This window comes from Streptomyces sp. NPDC050287, from assembly GCF_044459385.1.
Lineage (GTDB): Bacteria > Actinomycetota > Actinomycetes > Streptomycetales > Streptomycetaceae > Streptomyces.
The window spans coordinates 285687-304023 of record NZ_JBITIY010000009.1; the positions used below are offsets into that span (position 1 = coordinate 285687).

The following is an 18337-nucleotide window of genomic DNA, read 5'->3' on the forward strand; positions in this document are numbered from 1 at the left end:
GCGCACCCCCAGGCCCTGCCCCTCAGGTCAGCCCCGCCGCCCGCGCCCGTTCCACCGCCGGGCCGATCGCCTTGGCGAGGGCTTCCACGTCGGCCTCCGTCGAGGTGTGGCCGAGGGAGAAGCGGAGGGTGCCGCGGGCGAGGTCGGGGGCGGTGCCGGTGGCGAGGAGGACGTGGCTGGGCTGGGCGACGCCCGCGGTGCAGGCGGAGCCGGTGGAGCACTCGATGCCCTGGGCGTCCAGCAGGAGCAGCAGGGAGTCGCCCTCGCAGCCGGGGAAGGTGAAGTGGGCGTTGGCCGGGAGGCGGCCGCCCGGTGCCGGGTCGCCGCCGAGGATCGCGTCCGGCACCGCCGTGCGGACCGCCTCGACCAGGCTGTCGCGCAGGGCGCCGATCTCCCGGGCGAACCACTCGCGCTGCTCGGCGGCGAGCCGGCCGGCGACCGCGAAGGAGGCGACGGCGGGGACGTCGAGGGTGCCGGAGCGGACGTGGCGTTCCTGGCCGCCACCGTGCAGGACGGGGACGGGGGTGTGTTCGCGGCCCAGGACCAGGGCGCCGATGCCGTACGGGCCACCGATCTTGTGGCCGGAGACCGTCATGGCGGCGAGGCCGGAGGCGGCGAAATCGACGGGGACCTGACCGAAGGCCTGGACGGCGTCGGCGTGCAGGGGAATGCCGAACTCAGCCGCGGTCGCCGTGAGTTCCGGAATCGGCAGGACCGTGCCGATCTCGTTGTTCGCCCACATGACGGTGACGAGGGCCACGTCGTCGGGGTTGCGGGCGATGGCCTCGCGCAGGGCCTCCGGGTGGACGCGGCCGTGGGTGTCGACGGGGAGGTACTCGACGGTGGCGCCCTCGTGTTCGCCGAGCCAGTGGACGGCGTCGAGGACGGCGTGGTGTTCGACAGGGCTCGCGAGGACCCGGGTGCGGGCCGGGTCGGCGTCTCGGCGGGACCAGTACAGGCCCTTGACCGCTAGGTTGTCGGCCTCGGTGCCGCCGGCGGTGAAGACGATCTCGCTGGGGCGGGCGCCGAGCGCTTCCGCGAGGGTTTCCCGGGCCTCCTCGACGGTGCGCCGTGCGCGGCGGCCGGACGCGTGGAGGGAGGAGGCGTTGCCGGTGACGCTCAGGTGCGCGGTGAGTGCCTCGACTGCCTCGGGGAGCATCGGGGTGGTCGCGGCGTGGTCGAGGTATGCCATGGTGAGGCCGATTCTACGGGCCGCGTACGGCGGACCACGGCGGGGCGCCTTGCCCGCGCTCCCCTCAGAAGCTCCAGGACACCGAGTTGTCCGCCTGCATGAACGCGACGAGGACGACGAGGTCGGCGATTCCGAGGCCGAGGCCGAGGTAGGCGCGGCCCTTTCGGGTGGTGCCCCGCCAGAGGGCCACTCCGGCCAGGGCGATGGCGATCGGGCCGAGGAAGAGGTTCAGCACCAGCAGGCCGAGGAGGCCGAGGATGAAGGACGCGACAGCCATGCCGTCGGCGTCACGGGGGCCGGTACGGCGGCGCTCGGTGGTGGGGGTGGGTGCGGTGAGTTGCATGACGGTCAGCTCCCTGAGATCGGGGCGGTTGCACGAATGGCCGTACGAAGCGGCTGGTCGGCCGTACGGACGGCGGGTCGGCCGTACGACGGCTGATCAGTGCGTGGACGTGCCGCGACGGCGGCCGTGGCGCTCGCGGATCGCGAAGATGCCGAGCCAGACGGCGATGACGACGGCCGCGACGAGGGAGAAGCTCAGCGGCGCGTGGGCGACAGTGCCCAGGACAACACCGAACAGCAGGAGTGCGGCGACAAGGAACAGCATGGCGGGAATCCCCCTCCGTTACGTTTCGGTGAACGCTTGTGGTTACAGTTGTTCACTGACCTACCAGTCTAACGCGCCTCACCGCTTTCCAATTCCAGAGAACAGTTGTTAACTGCATGGCATGAGTCACACCCTCGGCGTCCGCCAGACCCAGAAGCTGAAGACCCGGCAGGCGCTCCTGGACGCGGCCCTGGGACTGCTGGAGGAACAGAGCCTGAGCAGTCTCGGCCTGCGCGAGGTCACACGGGCCGTCGGCGTCGCCCCGACCGCCTTCTACCGGCACTTCCGCTCCATCGCGGATCTCGGCGTGGCCCTGGTCGAGGAGGCGCTGGGCAGCCTGCACCCGATGATCCGGACGACGGTGTCCGGCGCGGACGACAGCGGCCGGCGCATCACACGCGCGGTCGAACTGATCGCCCGTCACGTAGACGCGTACCCGGCTCATGTCCGGTTTATCGCCCGCGAACGACATGGCGGAGTCCAGCCGGTCCGGGAGGCGATACGGGAGCAACTGACCCGGTTCGGCCGGGAGGTGAGGGACGAACTGGCCAAGGATCCCGAGGCGGCCCACTGGAGCGACGACGACCTCCTCATGCTGGCCCACCTCTACGTCGACCAGATGCTGATCACCGCCTCACTGTTCCTGGAGACGCTGGAGTCCTCGGAGCAGGAGCGGGAGCGGGTCGCGCAGGTGGCCGAGCGCCAGATGCGGCTGATCAGCATCGGCCGGCAGCACTGGCTGGACCGGACCGAACCGGATCACACCGGCCCGGGGTCGCGGCCGGCACCTCCGGCCGCCCCCTGATACAGCTCCGCGACGGGAGGCACCGTCGCGGCCAGTTCTTCGCGCACTTCCGGCGGCAAGAGCACCTCCACGCGGTCGGAGAGCGCGAGCAGTTGGCGGTTCTCGGGTAAAGTGCCGGTGCCTACAAGGAGTTGGCCGCCTGGCTCGGCCACCGCCCCTTCAGCGCAGTCCGACCGCACGGCCCCTCAGCGCAGCTGACCGCACGGCCTCTCCTCACAGCCTGACCCGAGCCAACTGCCGTGACTGCGCCACCAGTCGGTCCGCGCTGTCCCAGACCTCGGCGTCCTCCTCCAGGAAACCGCCGGCCAGGTTGCGCGTGGTGATGGACACGCGCAACGGGCCTGGGGCCGGGCGGGCACGGACGTGGACCGTCAGCTCGACCGTGGGCACCCAGCCGGACAGGCCGAGTTCGAAGGCGGTCGGGGGCAATGCGTCGACGGCCAGGAGCAGCGCGAGGGGGTCGGGGTCGCGGCCGTCGGCGAGGCCGAACCAGGCCCGCATCTCGCCGTTGCCGGAGGGCGCGCCGAGCGCCCAGCCCAGGGTGGAGGGGTCGAGCTTGAGCATCAGCCGGTCGGTGATGGCGGAGCTGCCCTCGACCGGGGCAGGGCCGTCCTCGGGGCCGAAGCACTGGTCCACCGGCGGGATCACGGGGGGCTTGGCCGTCGTCCGGACGTCGTCGGGGAGCGAGTCCAGGTCGCCGTAGGAGGCGAGGACGCGGATGCGTTCGACCTCGCGGCCCTCGTCGTCGTACTGGAAGAGCGAGGCCTGGCCGGTGGAGAGGGTGCGGCCGGTGCGGACGACGTCCGTTCGGACGACCGCCGGGCCGGGCGCGGACGCGGTCAGGTAGTGCGCCGAGACGGTGAACGGGTCGGCGTGCGGCAGGGCGTCCGCGAGGGCGCGGCCGAGGACGGCCAGCAGATAGCCGCCGTTGACGGCGTTGATGATCGTCCAGCCGGCGGAGAGGTCGATGTCGTAGACCCCGGGGACCCCCGGCTCGCGGCGGGTGAGCGCGGTGTCCCGGTCGAACTCGCTGTCGCCGATGGTGGCGCGCACGGTGGCTGCTTCTGGCATGGCTGAACGGTACAACAGGTAACTACTAAGCGGTAGCTTTCTCCTGGGCTTCGCCTCGGGTCCCAGGTGAGATCTCGGCAACTTCTTGGTAAGTGTCCGCACTCGTCCCTCAACCCCAGGCGCCGGGTTTCCCTCTGTAGAGACATGAGCCTTACCGGGACTTCCTTCTTCTACACCCTGATCGCGCTCGCCGTGGTCGCCCTGGTGCTGCCGTTCGCGTTGTGGTCGCGGATCCGTGGGCCGCGACTGCTGCGGGTCGTGGGGCGGGCGCTGATGCTGGTGTTCGCCCAGGTCACGGCGGTCGCGCTGGTCTTCGTACTGGTCAACAACCAGAACAACCTGTACGACAACTGGGCCGACCTGCTCGGCACGGGCAACCATGTCCAGCAGGCCGCCGACCTCGGGGCCGACGGCACCGGCGGCATCGCGCTGCACCGGCTGCCCAAGGTCAGGCAGACGTTCAAGGAGGCCAGTGGGCCCGGCATGCACGCGGCCGGCGGGGTGAAAGTCACCCAGCTCGAGGGCCGGGTGTCCGGCGTGAACGCCGAGGTCTACGTCTGGCTGCCGCCGCAGTACCACGAGCCGGCCTACCGCCACCGCAGGTTCCCGGTGGTGGAACTGCTGCCCGGCTTTCCCGGCTCGGCGAAGGCCTGGTTCGGGTCCCTGCACGTGCACGAGCAGCTGCTGCCGCTGATGCGCAGCGGACGGGTGGCGCCGTTCATCCTGGTCGCCCCGCGCACCAACCTGCTGGCCGGGGTGGACACCGGCTGCGCCAACATCCCCGGCACGGTGAACGCCGACAGCTGGCTGAGCCTCGACGTGCCGAAGATGGTCATGGACAACTTCCGCGCCGACCGCGCCCCGGCGGGCTGGGGCGTCGCCGGGTACTCGGCGGGCGCGCACTGCGCGACCAGGCTGGCCGTCGCCCACCCCGACCGCTACCGGGCCGCGGTCAGCCTGTCCGGTTACAACGACCCGATCGGCGAACGCAACTCGCTGACCGCGCAGAGTCCCGCCCTGCGCAGGGCGAACAACCCCTATCTGATGCTGAAGGACGCCCGCACTCCGCCGCAGATCGCGCTCTACCTCTCCGGTCAGCCGCACGACGGCTACGAGGCGGCCCTGGCCCTCGCACAGACCGCGAAGGCGCCGACGACCGTGCACGTGGTCTACATCCCGAAAAGCGCCGGCGGTCACACCATGGCGCTGTGGCGGCCGCAGATGATCCCGTCGTTCCGCTGGCTGACCGAACAGATGGGGCAGAGCCGCGTCGCGCTGCGCCTTACTCCTCCCGCACCGTCGAGCGCCGATTCCAAGCGCGCGGAGCTCGCCAGTGGAACCGCATCGCGAGCAACCGCAGCAGGAAAGCGGTGACGACCGCGAGCGCGCTGGTCAGCGGGGTGAGAACGGCGTAGCGGATGCACAGCGCCACCATCATCGCGCCGACCATCGCGGGGACCGCGTACAGGTCGCGGTCCCAGCGCAGCAGCGAGGGCACCTCGCCCGCGACCACGTCGCGCAGCACCCCGCCGCCGACCGCGGTGGCCAGGCCCAGGGCCGCCGACGCGGTGAGCCCGAGCCCGTACTCGTACGCCTTCGTCGTCCCGGCGACGCAGAACAGACCGAGGCCCGCCGCGTCGAAGACGTTCACCGCGCCCTGGATGCGTTCCACCTGCGGATGCAGGAAGAAGACGAGCAGGGCGGCCAGCAGCGGGGTGAGGAAGTAGCCGAGGTCGGTGAAGGCGGCGGGCGGCACGGCCCCGATGACCACATCGCGGAACAGCCCCCCGCCCAGCGCGGTGACCTCGGCGAGCACGGCGATGCCGAACACGTCGAAGTTCTTGCGGACGGCCAGCAGCGCGCCGGAGATGGCGAACACGAAGATGCCGACGAGGTCGAGCGTGTGCTGGACGGAGGGACTGAAGAGTTGCTGGAGCACCCCATATTGTTACTCACAACCAGGGTGTACCTTGCAATGTAAGGCTAGAGGGCCGGTTTCCCTGCGGTGAACAGCCAGGTCTGGAACAGGTCGTCCAGCTGCTTCCCGCTGATCCTCTCGGCGAGGCGGATGAAGTCGTCGGTGTCGGCGTTGCCGTACCGGTGCAGCTTCGTCCAGGTGGGCAGCAGCTTGAAGAAGGCGTCGTCGCCGATGCGCTCACGCAACATCTGCAGGGTCATCGCGCCGCGCTGGTAGACGGCGGAGGCGAACATGGTGTCGCGCTGCGGGTCTCCGACGACCGTCTGCCAGAACGCGCTGTCGGCGGGCCGGGAGGTGTACCCGGCGAGGAAGGAGTCGTGCGCGGTGCGGGTGCCCTGGTGCTCGGCCCACAGCCACTGGGCGTAGGTGGCGAAGCCCTCGTTGAGCCAGATGTCCTTCCAGTGCGCCACCGAGACCGAGTCGCCGAACCACTGGTGGGCCAGCTCGTGCACGATGGTCGTCTCGTTGCGGACCGCCGAGTAGACCGGTTTGGACTGCACCTCCAGCGAGAACCCGGCCTGCGGCATGTCGTCGACGATCGCGCCGGTCTCCTCGAAGGGGTAGGGGCCGAAGACGTGGGACCAGTAGTCGGTGGCAGCGGCGGTCACGCCGTACACGTCGACGGAGTTGCTGTTCGCGAGCACCGGGTCGATGGCCACGTAGATCGGGATGCCGGAGGGGGTCTTCCCGGTCCGTACGTCGAAGTTTCCGATGGTGGCGGTGGCGAGGTAGGTCGCCATCGGCTTCGTCTCGCGCCAGTGGGTGTACGTCGAGCCGCCCTTGTCGTACGTCGACACGAGCCGGCCGTTGGAGACGGCGGTCAGGCCCTTGGGAGCCTTGATCCGGATGTCGTAGGACGCCTTGTCCGAGGGGTGATCGCTGGACGGGAACCAGGTGGAGGCGGCGTTGGGTTCGCAGGCCACGAAGACGCCGTCGTCGGTCTTCATCCAGCCGTAGTCGGACCCGAAGACGATCGGGCCGCCGAGGGGTTCGGGGACGCCGCCGTAGGTGACGGTGACCGTGAACGTGCGGCCCTTGCGCAGGGAGTCGCGCGGGGTGACACGCAGTTCGTCGCCGCTGCGGGTGAACTGGGCGCGTCTGCCGTTCACTTCGACTCTCGTGACCTCCAGCTTCTGCAGGTCCAGGTCGAAGGAGGACAGGCTCTGGGTGGCGTGGGCGGTGATCGTCGTACGGCCGTCGAGGCGGTCGGTGTCCGGGTTGTACGCGATGTCGAGGGCGTAGTGGCGGGCGTCGAAGCCGCCGTTGCCCAGTTCGGGGAAGTAGGTGTCGCCGATGCCGGGGGCGCCCGGGGCCGGGGCGGGCGCGGCGGCGATGACCAGGAAGGTGGCCGCCGCGCCGGCGAGGGCCGCCACACGTGTGGATAAACGTGCTGAACGGGAGAGCGTCATGAGTCGTCCCTTCGAGCGTGTGCCGATAAGTCGGACACGGACGACTCTGCGCTCTCCCGTTCAGGCATGTGCATGACTTTGCCAACTTGTCATGCGCTACTTGTCGGTTGACTCCTGAGGCTCACCGGCACCATCGGTCTTGGCGGCCTCAGCGGGTTCGGCGGCCGCCTCCGAGGATTCCGCGACCTGAGCGGGTGCGGCGGCCTCAGCGGGTTCGGCGATCTCCGAGGACTCGGCGACCTCAGCGGGTTCGGCGATCTCCGAGGACTCGGCGACCTCCGCCGCCACCGCCGCCGACGTCTCCGCCGACTCCTCCAGCACCGCCTCCGGCACCAGCTCCGCCGCCTCCTTCGCGGCGGAGAGCAGGACCGTCTCCTGCGGGGCCTGGTCCTCGAAGTTCTCCGGGTGGTGGCAGGCGACCTGCTGACCGGGCTTCAGCTCGGTCAGCGGCGGCTCGACCGTCTTGCAGATCTCCGTCGCCTTCCAGCACCGGGTGTGGAAGCGGCAGCCGCTCGGCGGGGAGATCGGCGAAGGCACGTCACCCTTGAGCAGGATGCGCTCGCTCTTGGCCCCCCGCCGTTTGGGGTCGGGGATCGGCACGGCCGACATCAGCGCCTTGGTGTACGGGTGCATCGGCGCCTTGTACAGCGAATCGCGGTCGGCCAGCTCGACGATCTTGCCGAGGTACATCACCGCGATCCGGTCCGAGACGTGCCGGACCACCGAGAGGTCGTGCGCGATGATCACGTACGTCAGGCCGAGCTCCTGCTGGAGGTCGTCCAGCAGGTTCACCACCTGGGCCTGGATCGACACGTCGAGCGCGGAGACCGGCTCGTCCGCCACCACCAGCTTGGGGTTGAGGGCGAGCGCGCGGGCGATGCCGATGCGCTGGCGCTGGCCGCCGGAGAACTCGTGCGGATAGCGGTTGTAGTGCTCGGGGTTGAGCCCGACCACCGACAGCAGCCGCTGCACCTCCTTCTTGACACCGCCCTCGGGCTGGACGCCCTGGAGCTTGAAGGGGGCGCTGACGATGGTTCCGATGGTGTGGCGCGGGTTCAGCGAGGAGTACGGGTCCTGGAAGATCATCTGCACGTCGCGGCGCAGCGGACGCATCCCGCTCACGCCGAGGTGCGTGATGTCCTTGCCCTCGAACTCGACCGTGCCGCCCGTCGGTTCGAGCAACCGGGTGATCAGCCGGCCCATCGTGGACTTGCCGCAGCCGGACTCGCCCACGACCCCGAGCGTCTCGCCGGAGCGGACCTCGAAGTCGAGTCCGTCGACCGCGTGCACCGCGCCGACCTGCCGCTTGAGCAGACCCTTGCGGATCGGGAAGTGCTTCTGCAGGCCGGTGACCTTCAGCAGCACCTCGCCGTGGGCACGGTCGTGGCCCTGGCTCTGTGCGGGAATCGTCGCCGTTTTCCCGTCTTTCTCGGCTTTCTCGTCACTCACAGCTTCGGCGCAATCTCTTCGGTCCAGATACGCTCCCGCTGCTCCTGCGTCATGTGGCAGGCGGCCCAGTGCCGGCCACCGACCTCGGTCAGCTCGGGGCGGACCGTGCGGGTGACGTTGTCCTTGGGGATGTCGGCGTACGGGCAGCGCGGGTTGAAGGCGCAGCCGGAGGGGACGTTGATCAGCGAGGGCGGGGAGCCCTTGACCGGGATCAGCCGGTCCTGCTGCTCGCGGTCCAGGCGCGGCATGGAGCCCAGCAGACCCCAGGTGTAGGGGTGTCGCGGCTCGTAGAACACCTTCTCGGCCGGCCCCCGCTCGACGCAGCGGCCGCCGTACATGACCAGGAGGTCGTCGGCCAGCTCGGCGACGACGCCCAGGTCGTGGGTGATGACGATGACGGCGGAGCCGAACTCCTTCTGCAGGTCCCGGATGAGGTCGAGGATCTGCGCCTGGACGGTCACGTCGAGGGCGGTCGTCGGCTCGTCCGCGATCAGCAGCTCGGGGTTGTTGACCAGCGACATCGCGATCATCGCGCGCTGGCGCATACCGCCGGAGAACTCGTGCGGGTAACTGTTCACCCGCTTGTCCGGCTGCGGGATGCCCACCCGGTCGAGCATCTCCACGGCACGGCGCTTGGCGGTCTTCTTGTCCACGTCGTTGTGGACCCGGTAGGCCTCCACGATCTGCTGGCCGATCGTGTAGTACGGGTGCAGCGAGGACAGCGGATCCTGGAAGATCATCGCCATCTCGCGGCCGCGCAGCTTGCGCACCGCGTCCGGGTCGGCGGTCAGCAGTTCGGTGCCGTCCAGCCAGATCTCACCGGAGATCTGCGCCTTCTTCTTGCCGTACTGACCGGCGGTGTGCAGGCCCATGATGCCCAGCGAGGTCACCGACTTGCCGGAGCCGGACTCGCCCACGATGCCGAGGGTCTTGCCCTTCTCCAGCTGGAAGCTCAGCCCGTCGACGGACTTGACCAGGCCGTCGTCGGTCGGGAAGTGCACCTTGAGGTCGCGCACTTCGAGGAAGGCGGTGGGTGCGGGCCGGCCGGTCACGGGTTCCCCCACGGCCGCTCCGGTCTTGTGCAGTTCGGTCATCCCAGCCTCACTCGCGGGTCGATGACGGCGTACAGCAGGTCCACGACGAGGTTGGCGACGGCGATCGCGAGGGCCGCGAACAGGGTCACCCCGAGGATCACCGGCAGGTCCTTGCTGCTGATGGCCTGGACCGCGGCGAGACCGAGGCCGGGGAGGTTGAACGTGGACTCCGTCAGGACGGCGCCGCCGAGCAGCACGCCGATGTCGAGACCGAAGACGGTAAGGATCGGCGTCATCGCGGACCGCAGGGCGTGCCGGGTGATGACCGAACGTTCCGCGACACCCTTGGCCCGGGCGGTGCGGATGTAGTCCTCGCCGAGCACGTCGAGCATGGTGGCCCGGGTCAGGCGGGCGTACATCGCGGCGTTCAGCAGGGCGAGCACGATCCAGGGCAGCAGCAGGGTCTCGAACCAGACCCCGATGGAGTCGTCGGTACTGAGGTTGTCCGAGATGTGCACCCAGCCGAGGCTGTGCACGAAGATGCCCATCGCCACCATGCCGGTGAAGAAGATCGGCAGCGAGACGCCGCCGAGGGCGCCGATCATCGCGGCGCGGTCCCAGACCGAGCCCCGCTTCAGGGCGGAGAGGACGCCGGTGCTGACACCGGCGACCAGCCACAGGACACAGGCGCCGGCGGCGAGCGCGGCGGTGACCGGCAGCGCCTCCTTCAGCGTGTTCCACACCGGCTGCTCCGTGACGAAGGAGTACCCGAAGCAGGGGGCCGGGCAGTGCGTGACGTCACTGCCGTTGGCGTAGTCCCGGCCCAGCGGAATGGCCTTGACGAAGTCCCAGAACTGAACGAACAGCGGATCGTCCAGGCCCAGTTTGGTCCGGATGCCCTCGACCTGCTCGGCACCGGTGGCCTTGCCGGCGAAGAGGACGGCGATGTCCTGTCCCGCCCACTTGGGCAGCATGTAGAAGACGGTGAAGGTCGCGAGCAGGACGACCAGCACCATGATGACAACGGCGACCAGACGCCGGATGAGATAAGCAAGCACTGTGCGCGGCCCGGCGGTGGCCGGGGCCCCCTCGTGGGAGGTCCCCGGCCACCACCAGAGCCATCACCTGCCCTTCGGACTGGCGGGATGGGGCGGCAAGGAATCGATCAGCTGCGGCTGCCCGGCGACTACTTCACGACGCCCAGCGAGACGTAGTCGTAGCGGCCGTTGTACGCGGCGGACGAGTAGACGTTGGTCAGCCGGGGGCCGCGCCACGAGATGTTCTTCTCGTAGATGAACGGCATCCAGTCGGCGTTGTCGAGCAGGCGCTTGTTCATCTGCTCGTACAGGCTCTTGGACTTGGCCGGGTCGGTCGAGGCGATCGCGTCGTCGAAGAGCTGGTCGATCGCCTTGTCCTTGATCTGCGACTCGTTGTAGTTGCCGTTCTCGAAGATGAAGCGGCTGTCGAACAGCGGCTGCGCGTAGCCCTGGCCGGTCGGGAAGTCCGGACCCCAGCCGCTCATCGTCATGCCGTAGCCGCGCTCCTTCACGACCTTCGGCGAGCCGGTGATGCTGGAGGACTGGGCACCGTCGATCGGGTCGACCTCGACCTTGATGCCGACCTTGCCGAGCTGCTCCTGCATGGCCTCGGCCGCGTCGACCTCGCTGGGCTGGTTGGTGCGGGCGGTGAGCTTGGTGGAGAAGCCGGACGGCTTGCCGCACGCCTTCAGCGCCTCCTTGGCCTTGGCCAGGTCCGGCTTGCCCTTGCGGGCGACGACGCCGTACGGGTCGTAGTCGCTGTAGCCCGGGATCGTCGTCGGGAAGACGGAGTTGGCGATGTCGCCACCGGCGATCGCGCCACCGCGGGTCTGCTGGATACCGGCGAAGTCCGTGGCGTAGAAGACGGCCTTGCGGCAGTTGACGTTGTCGAACGGCTTCGCCGTGTGGACGAGGGCCACGTAACGGACGAAGGACGTCTGGATGTTGTCGATGTCCGACCTGTGGTCCTCGACAGCGCTGACGCGACCCGACTGGGTCATGCCGGTGCCGTTGACGTCGAGGTCGTAGTCGCCCTCCATCAGCCGCTTGTCGTTCTCCTCCAGGTTGGCGGAGATCGTCACGGTGATCTTGTCCGGCAGGGCCGGGCGCAGCGGGTCCGACGACTTCTTCCAGGCGGTGTTACGGACCAGCACCACGCTCTTGTTTGCCTTGTACGACTGGATCTTGTACGGGCCGGAGGAGAACGGGTGCTGCGTGTACTTGGCGCCGGTGTCCTTGCTCTGCTTCACCGGGGAACCGGCGGGCATGGCCAGGAACTGCTCGAAGTCACCGTTGGGCTTGGGCAGCTTGAAGACGATGGTCTTGTCGTCGGGCGTCTCGATCGCCTTCAGACCCAGCTTGTCCTTGGACGTGTCCTTGTACGGGCCCTTGTACTCGCCCTTGGGGTCGAGGTTCGCCTTGAGGTACGGCGGGCCACCGGTGACGGTGTCCGTCGCCCAGAGGCGCTCGATGCCGTACTTGATGTCCTTGGAGGTCAGCGTGGAGCCGTCCTCCCAGGTGAGGCCGTCACGCAGCTTGTACGTGTAGGTCTTGCCGTCGGCCGAGACCTCGCCGGGGCCGGTGGCCAGGTCGCCGACCAGCTTGTTCGACGCCGTGCCCGGCTTGGTGTCGTACGTGACCAGGGTGCGGGAGTAGTACCGCATGAAGTCCCAGGTCATGCCGTAGTACGCACGCTGCGGGTCCAGGGAGTCGAAGTCCTGCTTGCCGACGAACTTCAGCGTCCCGCCCTTCTTGGCGGACGCGTTGACAACCTTGTTCAGCGCCGCGTTGTAGCCGGCACCCTTTTCGCTCTTGTCGTCACCGTCACCGCCGCCGCACGCCGTGGTGGTCACCAGCGCCGCGACAACGAGGGCTGCGCCAGCAGCGAGCCGCCGCTTCGGGGAACCTGTGGGCATTTTCTCGTAACCTCCGAGATTCGCGGTCCCGGGCCTGTGCCGGAGAACCATGGGAAGAGCCACCTGACGGTGCGGCAGGGGCAAGTCGTGGGCTAGCGGGTCCCCTTGGGGTCGAGCGCGTCCCGCAGCCCGTCACCGAAGAGGTTGAAGGCCAGCACGGTGATGAAGATCGTCGCACCGGGGAAGACCATGAACATCGGGTCGTGCTCGTACGTCTGCAGGGCGTCGCGCAGCATGCCGCCCCAGGAGGCCGTCGGCGGCCGGACACCCGCGCCGAGGAAGCTGAGCGCCGCCTCCGTGAGGATGTTGGTGGGGATCATCAGCGTCGCGTAGACCATGATCGGGGCGAACAGGTTGGGCAGCAGCTCCTTGAACAGGATGTGCCGCCTGCCGCCGCCGAGGCTGCGCGCGGCCTCGATGTACTCGCGTTCGCGCAGGCTCAGGGTCTGACCGCGGACGATACGGCCCACATAGGGCCAGCCGAAGAAGCCGATGACCAGGACGAGTACGGCGATCCGCACGCCCGAGCCGGTCAGTCCCAGCAGGTCGTCCGGGAGGACCGAGACCAGGGAGATGATGAAGAGCAGCTGCGGGAACGAGAGCAGCACGTCCATGGTGCGGCTGATGAGGGAGTCGATCCAGCCGCCGAAGTAGCCGGCGATGATCCCGAAGAGCGTCCCGAGCACCACGGCCACCACGGCGGCGAGGAAGGCCACGAGGAGCGAGATGCGGGCGCCGTAGACGATACGGCTGAAGACGTCACGGCCCTTGTTGGGCTCGACGCCGAAGAGATAGTCCCCGCTCACTCCGCCCCAGGCACCCTGCGGCAGGTTGGTCAGCGGGTCCAGTTCGTCCTGGTGGAACTCGTTCGGCGGGTGTCCGAGCAGCGAGACGATCAGCGGCGCGAACACGGCGACCAGCACCAGGACCAGCACGGTGATGCCGCCCGCGAGGGCGACCTTGTCCTGCTTGAGGCGATTCCAGGCGATCTGCTTGAGGGAACGGCCTTCGACCTTCTTCGCTCCGGGCCCCGTGGGATCGGCTGGAGCGCTCGGCGCCGCTTCCGCAGCAGTGTCGTGCAATGGCGCCGTCATGGCAGGGACCCCTCTCAACCGGCGGTGACCGGCCCGCACATGCCGCTGTGGCGGCTGATCGTCCGTCGAACACACGGGGGCGACCCCCCTATTGCGGGGAGTCTTCAACGCCTCGCCGATCAGGTGCCAGGGTTGACGGTGAATGGATGCGCAACCGTGATGCACTACCAGCGATTCCGTTATCCGAACAGTGGGTAACACGTAGCGGACGTGTGGAAGTTGGGACACCGGGGCGAAACGGGCACCATTGAGTCATCAGATGCCAATCTACGCGCAGAGACCGCCCAGAACGAAAACGGGACCCCGCACTGGTGCGAGGTCCCGTTTCGGCGGCCGCGGAAGTGGGAACTTCCTACAGCCCTGCGGCTATCCCCTGCTCGACCAGAAGGCCGGGAGGTGGTACGGGAGTTTGGCCGTGCCGCTGCGGTCGGTGTGCTTACCGGCGAACCGGCACTCTTTCCCGGGTCCGCGGCGATCAGTACCGGCCGCCGGCCTGGGGATATCCGTACCCGGCCGCCGGGGCCTGCGCCGGGGCGCCGTGCGCCTCACGGTCGTAGAACGGGCGGGCGCTTGCCCGCATCCACAGGGCGACCGGGTCGTACTCGTCGGACATCGCCACCGTCGACACCGGCAGGCCGTCGGGGACCGCGCCGATGGACTGCTGCATCATGGCGCGCACCGAGTCCACGGCCGGCGGGCTGGTGTCGTACACGTCGAGACCGATGGCGAGATAGGGGGCCCCGAGCGCGGGTTGCACCCAGGCGCGGCGCAACGCGCGGACCGCCGGGGTGCGGTGGGCGTTCTGGGCGAGCAGGGCGTAGAACTGCGGGATCTCGATCGCGGGCTCGGACAGCCTCAGGGGTCCGGCGGGCTGGCGCTCAAGTCCCGTGGCGATACGGCGCAGATCGAGCCAGGGGATGCCGACGCCGCCGCCGGGGGCGTGCGGGTTGAGCCAGAGGCCGTAGTGGTCGGGGTAGAGGGTGCGGGCCACGTCGAGGCCGTCGACCACTTCGTACGACCGGTTCCAGCCGCTGGCCGACAACTCCTGGGCGGAGGTCACGCAGGGCGCGTAGCCATACCCCTCGACCTGCATGTTTCCGTACTGGGCGTCGGGGGAGCCGGCCTGGCCGTGCCACAGCAGCATCCAGACCTGGCCGGAGGAGGGGGTCGCGAGCGCGCGCAGGAGTGCCTCATAGGCGTCGTAACGCCCGGGCGTCACCTGGCGCAGCATGTGCTCGACCTGCCCGGTCGCGATGCCGCTGGCGCTCACCTGTACCGCCCCTTCGAGAGTGTGCCCCGGATATCAAACCAGCTTAAGTTGCTCCACCGACAGCAGCCGCCGGGAGCTCGGGGTGTCGGGCGTCGGCGGGTGCGGGTGCGGGTGCGGATCGTGGGGCCGGGTGGGCTGCCCCTCTCGGGGTCGCTAGTAGTCCCTCGTGTAGAAGGGCCGTACCTGGTCGCGCATCCAGTGGCCCACCGGGTCGTCCGTCACGTCCAGGAGGACCAGGTTGACGGGCCAGGGGGCCGGGGTGCGGCCGAGGGCCCGGGCCAGGGCGTCCATGGGGAGGGCCCGCAGATCGCCCTCCCACTGGGAGAGTTCGACGCCCACGAACATCACCGGGTCGGCGGTCTCGATGGTGGCGAGGCAGCGACGGGCGGTGAGGACCACGCCGGTCGCGGCGAACTCGGCCGAGGCGGCGGCCAGGAAGTCCACCGGGTCGTGCTGCCAGTCGGGCTCGTAGAGCCTGACCCGTCCGCCGCTCGCGGGGCCGTCCAGCGGGGTCCGGCCCGCCCGGCACAGTTCGGCGACCGCCTCCGGCGGAAGCGGGACACCGACCACACCGTCCGGGTTCACGGCGAGGCCGACCTGGGGCGGCAGGCCGCGGGCGAACTCGACGGCGGGCGCGATGGTGTACGACATGTGCGAACCGACGACCTGACGGAACTGCTCCTCCGAGCTGAACACCGGCACATAGGCCTGGCCCTCGATCTCCAGGGCGGGCAGGTCCAGGGGACCGCTGTGCGGGCCGCCGCCGTTGGGCAGCGGCACCCAGACGAAACTGCGCCCGAGCACCTCGATGATCCGCCCGGCCGCCCCGGGAACGCCGAGGGAGGCGGAGAGCACCTCCTCCAGCTCGTTGCCGGGCCATCCGCCGTGCGGATGAGGGTGCGCCTGTGCCGGGATGCCCGAGAAGTCAGCGGGAAAATCCGCCGGGAAGTCCATCTGCCTGCCTACCGCCTGCCGAGTACTCACGTGCTGTGGCTGAAAGGCTAACGGGTACGGGGCGCACGGGAGAGACCCGCGCCGCATCCGACCCGACCGGGTCCTCCGGGGCGAGCCGGGACCGACGGGTGGTGCGGGCTCGTGGGGCGGGACGGTGCGGCTCGTCGGGCGGGACGGACCGCTTGGCCCGCGGAACCCGACCGCCCCGACGCCGGCACCGACGAGCCCGGCCCACCCCGCGACCGGCCCCCGCCCCTCACCCCGTGAAGCCGATGCGCCGCAGCACATCCGCCGCGTCCCGGTCGATGAGGACCGCCGAGCCGCAGCCCGGGGGCAGGTCGCCCTGCTCCACGGCGCTGATCAGGCGGGAGGCCGCGCCCCGGTGGCGTAGGAACGCGTACCGCGAAACACCGCGGCCGCGCTCGCGTTGGCCCTCCAGGGCGGTGTCCGGGGTGACGTCGAGCAGCAGCAGGTGCAGCGTGCCGCCCCGGCGGTGGGCCTCGCGGGCCAGCCAGGAGCGCACCCAGGCCTGCGTACCGCAGTCGTGCACGACGACGCCCTCGCCGGAGCGCAGGGCGCGGCGCAGACCGGCGTAGTGCGCGAGGCGGACCAGCGGGCGGTAGACCGCGTACGGCAGGAGGCGGGGCATCCGTTCGTCCCAGCGGTCTCGGGTGTCCTGGGAGTCGATACGGGCCTCCTTGACCGTGCGGCGCATCAGGGTGGACTTGCCGCTGCCGGGCAGGCCGGTGATCACCACCAGGTCCTGGGGGCCGAAGAGCAGGGCGTGCGGGCTGTGGCCGCCGCGGTCCCGGAGGTCACGGACGACGGGTGCGCCGAGCGGGTCGCAGGCCTCCCTGGCCGGGGCCGTCGGCTGCTGGGGCAGCGCGAGGGCCGAGGTGGTCGCGTACGCCGTGGGCCTGTTCACCGTGATCTTCCTCCCCTGGGGTGGTCACGAGATCCCTCCCCGTCGAGTGTAAAGAGAAGGTAATGCGCGGCGTCTCGCGTTTTGGTGCTCGTCCTGCCACAGGCCGGTCACAGATGCGGCCCTGCCGCACCCGACCGATGCGTGCAATGATGTCGGCGCCAACTGCATACCGGCCGCTTGAATCCGCGCGGGAGAGTTCCGGGCCGTACGTGTGTCGTACGGGTGCCCGGGCGCCGAAGGAGCAAGTCCCTCCCTTGAATCTCTCAGGCCCCGTTACCGCGCGGGCGAGGCACATCTGAAAAGCGGGCCGCTGATTCCGGCGGCTCCACCCAAGGTGCAAGTCGTGGTCCACCGTTCGCGGGGTCCCGACGAACCTCTCAGGTTCCGATGACAGATGGGGAGGAACGACCTCGCTGTCATGCCCTGGGAGACGACCGTCCGATGAGCAGCACCGCACCCCCCGACAAGCGCCGCACCGCCCTCGACGCCCTGCATCGTTCGCTCGGCGCGACGATGACCGATTTCGCCGGCTGGGACATGCCCCTGCGCTACGGCTCCGAGCGCGACGAGCACAACGCCGTCCGCACGAAGGCCGGGCTCTTCGACCTCTCCCACATGGGCGAGATCACCGTCACCGGCCCGCAGGCCGCAGCCCTCCTGGACCACGCCCTCGTCGGCAACATCGGCGGCGTCAAGGCCGGCCGCGCCCGCTACACCATGATCTGCCGCACCGACGGCGGCATCCTGGACGACCTGATCGTCTACCGGCTGGCCGAGACCGAGTACCTGGTCGTCGCCAACGCCTCCAACGCCCAGGTGGTCCTGGACGCGCTGACCGAGCGCGCGGCGGGCTTCGACGCCGAGGTCCGCGACGACCGGGACGCCTACGCGCTGATCGCCGTGCAGGGCCCCGAGTCCCCCGGCATCCTGAAGTCCCTCACCGACGCCGACCTCGACGGACTGAAGTACTACGCCGGCCTGCCCGGCACCGTCGCCGGCGTCCCCGCCCTGATCGCCCGTACCGGCTACACCGGCGAGGACGGCTTCGAACTGTTCGTGCGGCCGGAACACGCCGTGGAGCTGTGGCAGGCGCTGACCAAGGCGGGCGAGGGCGTCGGTCTGGTCCCCTGCGGACTGTCCTGCCGGGACACGCTCCGCCTGGAGGCGGGCATGCCGCTGTACGGGCATGAGCTGTCGACCGAGTTGACCCCCTTCGACGCGGGACTCGGGCGGGTCGTGAAGTTCGAGAAGGAGGGCGACTTCGTCGGCCGCGAGGCGCTCCGGCAGGCCGCCGCCCGTGCCGAGACGGACCCCCCGCGCGTCCTCGTCGGCCTGGTCGCCGAGGGGAGGCGGGTCCCGCGCGCGGGGTACGCGGTCGTCGCCGGCGGCGAGGTGATCGGCGAGGTCACCTCCGGCGCCCCCTCCCCCACGCTGGGCAAGCCGATCGCGATGGCGTACGTCGACGCGGCCCACGCGGCGCCGGGTACTCCCGGTGTCGGCGTGGACATCCGGGGCAGTCACGAGCCGTACGAGGTCGTGGCGTTGCCGTTCTACAAGCGCCGCAAGTAGAGACTCAAGCGCCTGGAGTAGCGACTC

At 69.8% G+C, this 18337-nt stretch carries 17 protein-coding genes and 1 riboswitch; of the genes, 3 read left to right on the forward strand and 14 right to left on the reverse strand.

Annotated elements, in window-relative coordinates; translation table 11 throughout:
- Nucleotides 1–22 precede the first annotated feature (22 nt).
- The 3 genes from ACIBK3_RS31035 to ACIBK3_RS31045 all read right to left on the reverse strand — a co-directional run bounded on the left by ACIBK3_RS31035 (nucleotide 23) and on the right by ACIBK3_RS31045 (nucleotide 1799).
- The gene (locus ACIBK3_RS31035) at nucleotides 23–1192 is read right to left on the reverse strand and encodes a cysteine desulfurase family protein (RefSeq protein WP_399370723.1); all 1170 of its coding nucleotides are present in this window, start codon (nucleotides 1190–1192) and stop codon (nucleotides 23–25) included.
- 64 nt (nucleotides 1193–1256) lie between these two features.
- Complete coding sequence (locus tag ACIBK3_RS31040; RefSeq protein WP_399370724.1) at nucleotides 1257–1535, reverse strand: DUF4190 domain-containing protein; 279 nt, start codon at nucleotides 1533–1535, stop codon at nucleotides 1257–1259.
- A gap of 96 nt (nucleotides 1536–1631) precedes the next feature.
- Nucleotides 1632–1799 (reverse strand): hypothetical protein, encoded by a 168-nt coding sequence (locus ACIBK3_RS31045; RefSeq protein WP_399370725.1) that lies wholly within the window; start codon nucleotides 1797–1799, stop codon nucleotides 1632–1634.
- A gap of 121 nt (nucleotides 1800–1920) precedes the next feature.
- Between ACIBK3_RS31045 and ACIBK3_RS31050 the strand changes: the two genes are divergently transcribed.
- On the forward strand, nucleotides 1921–2604 hold the full coding sequence (locus ACIBK3_RS31050; protein ID WP_399370726.1) for a TetR family transcriptional regulator: 684 nt from the start codon (nucleotides 1921–1923) through the stop codon (nucleotides 2602–2604).
- A 213-nt stretch (nucleotides 2605–2817) separates the two neighbouring features.
- On the opposite strand, the gene ACIBK3_RS31055 is transcribed toward ACIBK3_RS31050, so the two are convergent.
- Nucleotides 2818–3675, reverse strand: coding sequence for a thioesterase family protein (locus ACIBK3_RS31055; protein WP_399370727.1), 858 nt, complete (start codon nucleotides 3673–3675; stop codon nucleotides 2818–2820).
- Nucleotides 3676–3819: 144 nt separating this feature from the next.
- On the opposite strand from ACIBK3_RS31055, the gene ACIBK3_RS31060 reads away from it, so the two are divergent.
- Nucleotides 3820–5049 carry an alpha/beta hydrolase gene (locus tag ACIBK3_RS31060; RefSeq protein ID WP_399370728.1) on the forward strand — a complete coding sequence of 410 codons (1230 nt, stop codon included), beginning with the start codon at nucleotides 3820–3822 and terminating at the stop codon, nucleotides 5047–5049.
- On the opposite strand, the gene ACIBK3_RS31065 is transcribed toward ACIBK3_RS31060, so the two are convergent.
- From ACIBK3_RS31065 to ACIBK3_RS31110, 10 genes are all read right to left on the reverse strand, one after another.
- Nucleotides 4958–5614: a trimeric intracellular cation channel family protein gene (locus ACIBK3_RS31065; protein WP_399370729.1), complete on the reverse strand. Its 657-nt coding sequence runs from the start codon at nucleotides 5612–5614 to the stop codon at nucleotides 4958–4960. The genes ACIBK3_RS31060 and ACIBK3_RS31065 overlap by 92 nt on opposite strands.
- A gap of 44 nt (nucleotides 5615–5658) precedes the next feature.
- Nucleotides 5659–7062 (reverse strand): M1 family metallopeptidase, encoded by a 1404-nt coding sequence (locus ACIBK3_RS31070; protein WP_399370730.1) that lies wholly within the window; start codon nucleotides 7060–7062, stop codon nucleotides 5659–5661.
- A gap of 96 nt (nucleotides 7063–7158) precedes the next feature.
- A complete protein-coding gene (locus tag ACIBK3_RS31075; RefSeq protein WP_399370731.1) occupies nucleotides 7159–8511 on the reverse strand; it encodes an ABC transporter ATP-binding protein in 1353 nt (450 codons plus the stop codon).
- Complete coding sequence (locus ACIBK3_RS31080; RefSeq protein WP_399370732.1) at nucleotides 8508–9605, reverse strand: ABC transporter ATP-binding protein; 1098 nt, start codon at nucleotides 9603–9605, stop codon at nucleotides 8508–8510. Before ACIBK3_RS31080 ends, ACIBK3_RS31075 begins: the two co-directional genes overlap by 4 nt.
- Complete coding sequence (locus ACIBK3_RS31085; RefSeq protein ID WP_399370733.1) at nucleotides 9602–10603, reverse strand: ABC transporter permease; 1002 nt, start codon at nucleotides 10601–10603, stop codon at nucleotides 9602–9604. The genes ACIBK3_RS31080 and ACIBK3_RS31085 overlap by 4 nt, the downstream gene beginning before the upstream one ends.
- Before the next feature lie 128 nt (nucleotides 10604–10731).
- Entirely contained in the window at nucleotides 10732–12498 is a 1767-nt protein-coding gene (locus ACIBK3_RS31090) for an ABC transporter substrate-binding protein (RefSeq protein ID WP_399370734.1), read from the reverse strand.
- A 92-nt stretch (nucleotides 12499–12590) separates the two neighbouring features.
- Nucleotides 12591–13592, reverse strand: coding sequence for an ABC transporter permease (locus ACIBK3_RS31095; RefSeq protein ID WP_399370735.1), 1002 nt, complete (start codon nucleotides 13590–13592; stop codon nucleotides 12591–12593).
- Between the two features lie 475 nt (nucleotides 13593–14067).
- Nucleotides 14068–14862 (reverse strand): enhanced serine sensitivity protein SseB C-terminal domain-containing protein, encoded by a 795-nt coding sequence (locus ACIBK3_RS31100; RefSeq protein WP_399370736.1) that lies wholly within the window; start codon nucleotides 14860–14862, stop codon nucleotides 14068–14070.
- 153 nt (nucleotides 14863–15015) lie between these two features.
- Entirely contained in the window at nucleotides 15016–15816 is an 801-nt protein-coding gene (locus tag ACIBK3_RS31105) for an enhanced serine sensitivity protein SseB (RefSeq protein WP_399370776.1), read from the reverse strand.
- A gap of 256 nt (nucleotides 15817–16072) precedes the next feature.
- Complete coding sequence (locus ACIBK3_RS31110; RefSeq protein ID WP_399370737.1) at nucleotides 16073–16741, reverse strand: AAA family ATPase; 669 nt, start codon at nucleotides 16739–16741, stop codon at nucleotides 16073–16075.
- 178 nt (nucleotides 16742–16919) lie between these two features.
- Nucleotides 16920–17030, forward strand: a riboswitch (glycine riboswitch).
- A gap of 152 nt (nucleotides 17031–17182) precedes the next feature.
- On the opposite strand from ACIBK3_RS31110, the gene gcvT reads away from it, so the two are divergent.
- On the forward strand, nucleotides 17183–18310 hold the full coding sequence (gene gcvT, locus ACIBK3_RS31115) for a glycine cleavage system aminomethyltransferase GcvT (protein WP_399370738.1): 1128 nt from the start codon (nucleotides 17183–17185) through the stop codon (nucleotides 18308–18310).
- Nucleotides 18311–18337: the final 27 nt, after the last annotated feature.

What these genes read in the sequence shown, in the direction of transcription:
- gcvT (WP_399370738.1), top strand. Translation starts at nt 17,183, where the DNA reads ATGAGCAGCACCGCACCCCCCGACAAGCGCCGCACCGCCCTCGACGCC.
- ACIBK3_RS31080 (WP_399370732.1), bottom strand. Translation starts at nt 9,605, where the DNA reads ATGACCGAACTGCACAAGACCGGAGCGGCCGTGGGGGAACCCGTGACC.
- ACIBK3_RS31060 (WP_399370728.1), top strand. Translation starts at nt 3,820, where the DNA reads ATGAGCCTTACCGGGACTTCCTTCTTCTACACCCTGATCGCGCTCGCC.
- ACIBK3_RS31105 (WP_399370776.1), bottom strand. Translation starts at nt 15,816, where the DNA reads ATGGACTTCCCGGCGGATTTTCCCGCTGACTTCTCGGGCATCCCGGCA.
- ACIBK3_RS31040 (WP_399370724.1), bottom strand. Translation starts at nt 1,535, where the DNA reads ATGCAACTCACCGCACCCACCCCCACCACCGAGCGCCGCCGTACCGGC.
- ACIBK3_RS31095 (WP_399370735.1), bottom strand. Translation starts at nt 13,592, where the DNA reads ATGACGGCGCCATTGCACGACACTGCTGCGGAAGCGGCGCCGAGCGCT.
- ACIBK3_RS31070 (WP_399370730.1), bottom strand. Translation starts at nt 7,062, where the DNA reads ATGACGCTCTCCCGTTCAGCACGTTTATCCACACGTGTGGCGGCCCTC.
- ACIBK3_RS31035 (WP_399370723.1), bottom strand. Translation starts at nt 1,192, where the DNA reads ATGGCATACCTCGACCACGCCGCGACCACCCCGATGCTCCCCGAGGCA.
- ACIBK3_RS31055 (WP_399370727.1), bottom strand. Translation starts at nt 3,675, where the DNA reads ATGCCAGAAGCAGCCACCGTGCGCGCCACCATCGGCGACAGCGAGTTC.
- ACIBK3_RS31050 (WP_399370726.1), top strand. Translation starts at nt 1,921, where the DNA reads ATGAGTCACACCCTCGGCGTCCGCCAGACCCAGAAGCTGAAGACCCGG.
- ACIBK3_RS31090 (WP_399370734.1), bottom strand. Translation starts at nt 12,498, where the DNA reads ATGCCCACAGGTTCCCCGAAGCGGCGGCTCGCTGCTGGCGCAGCCCTC.
- ACIBK3_RS31045 (WP_399370725.1), bottom strand. Translation starts at nt 1,799, where the DNA reads ATGCTGTTCCTTGTCGCCGCACTCCTGCTGTTCGGTGTTGTCCTGGGC.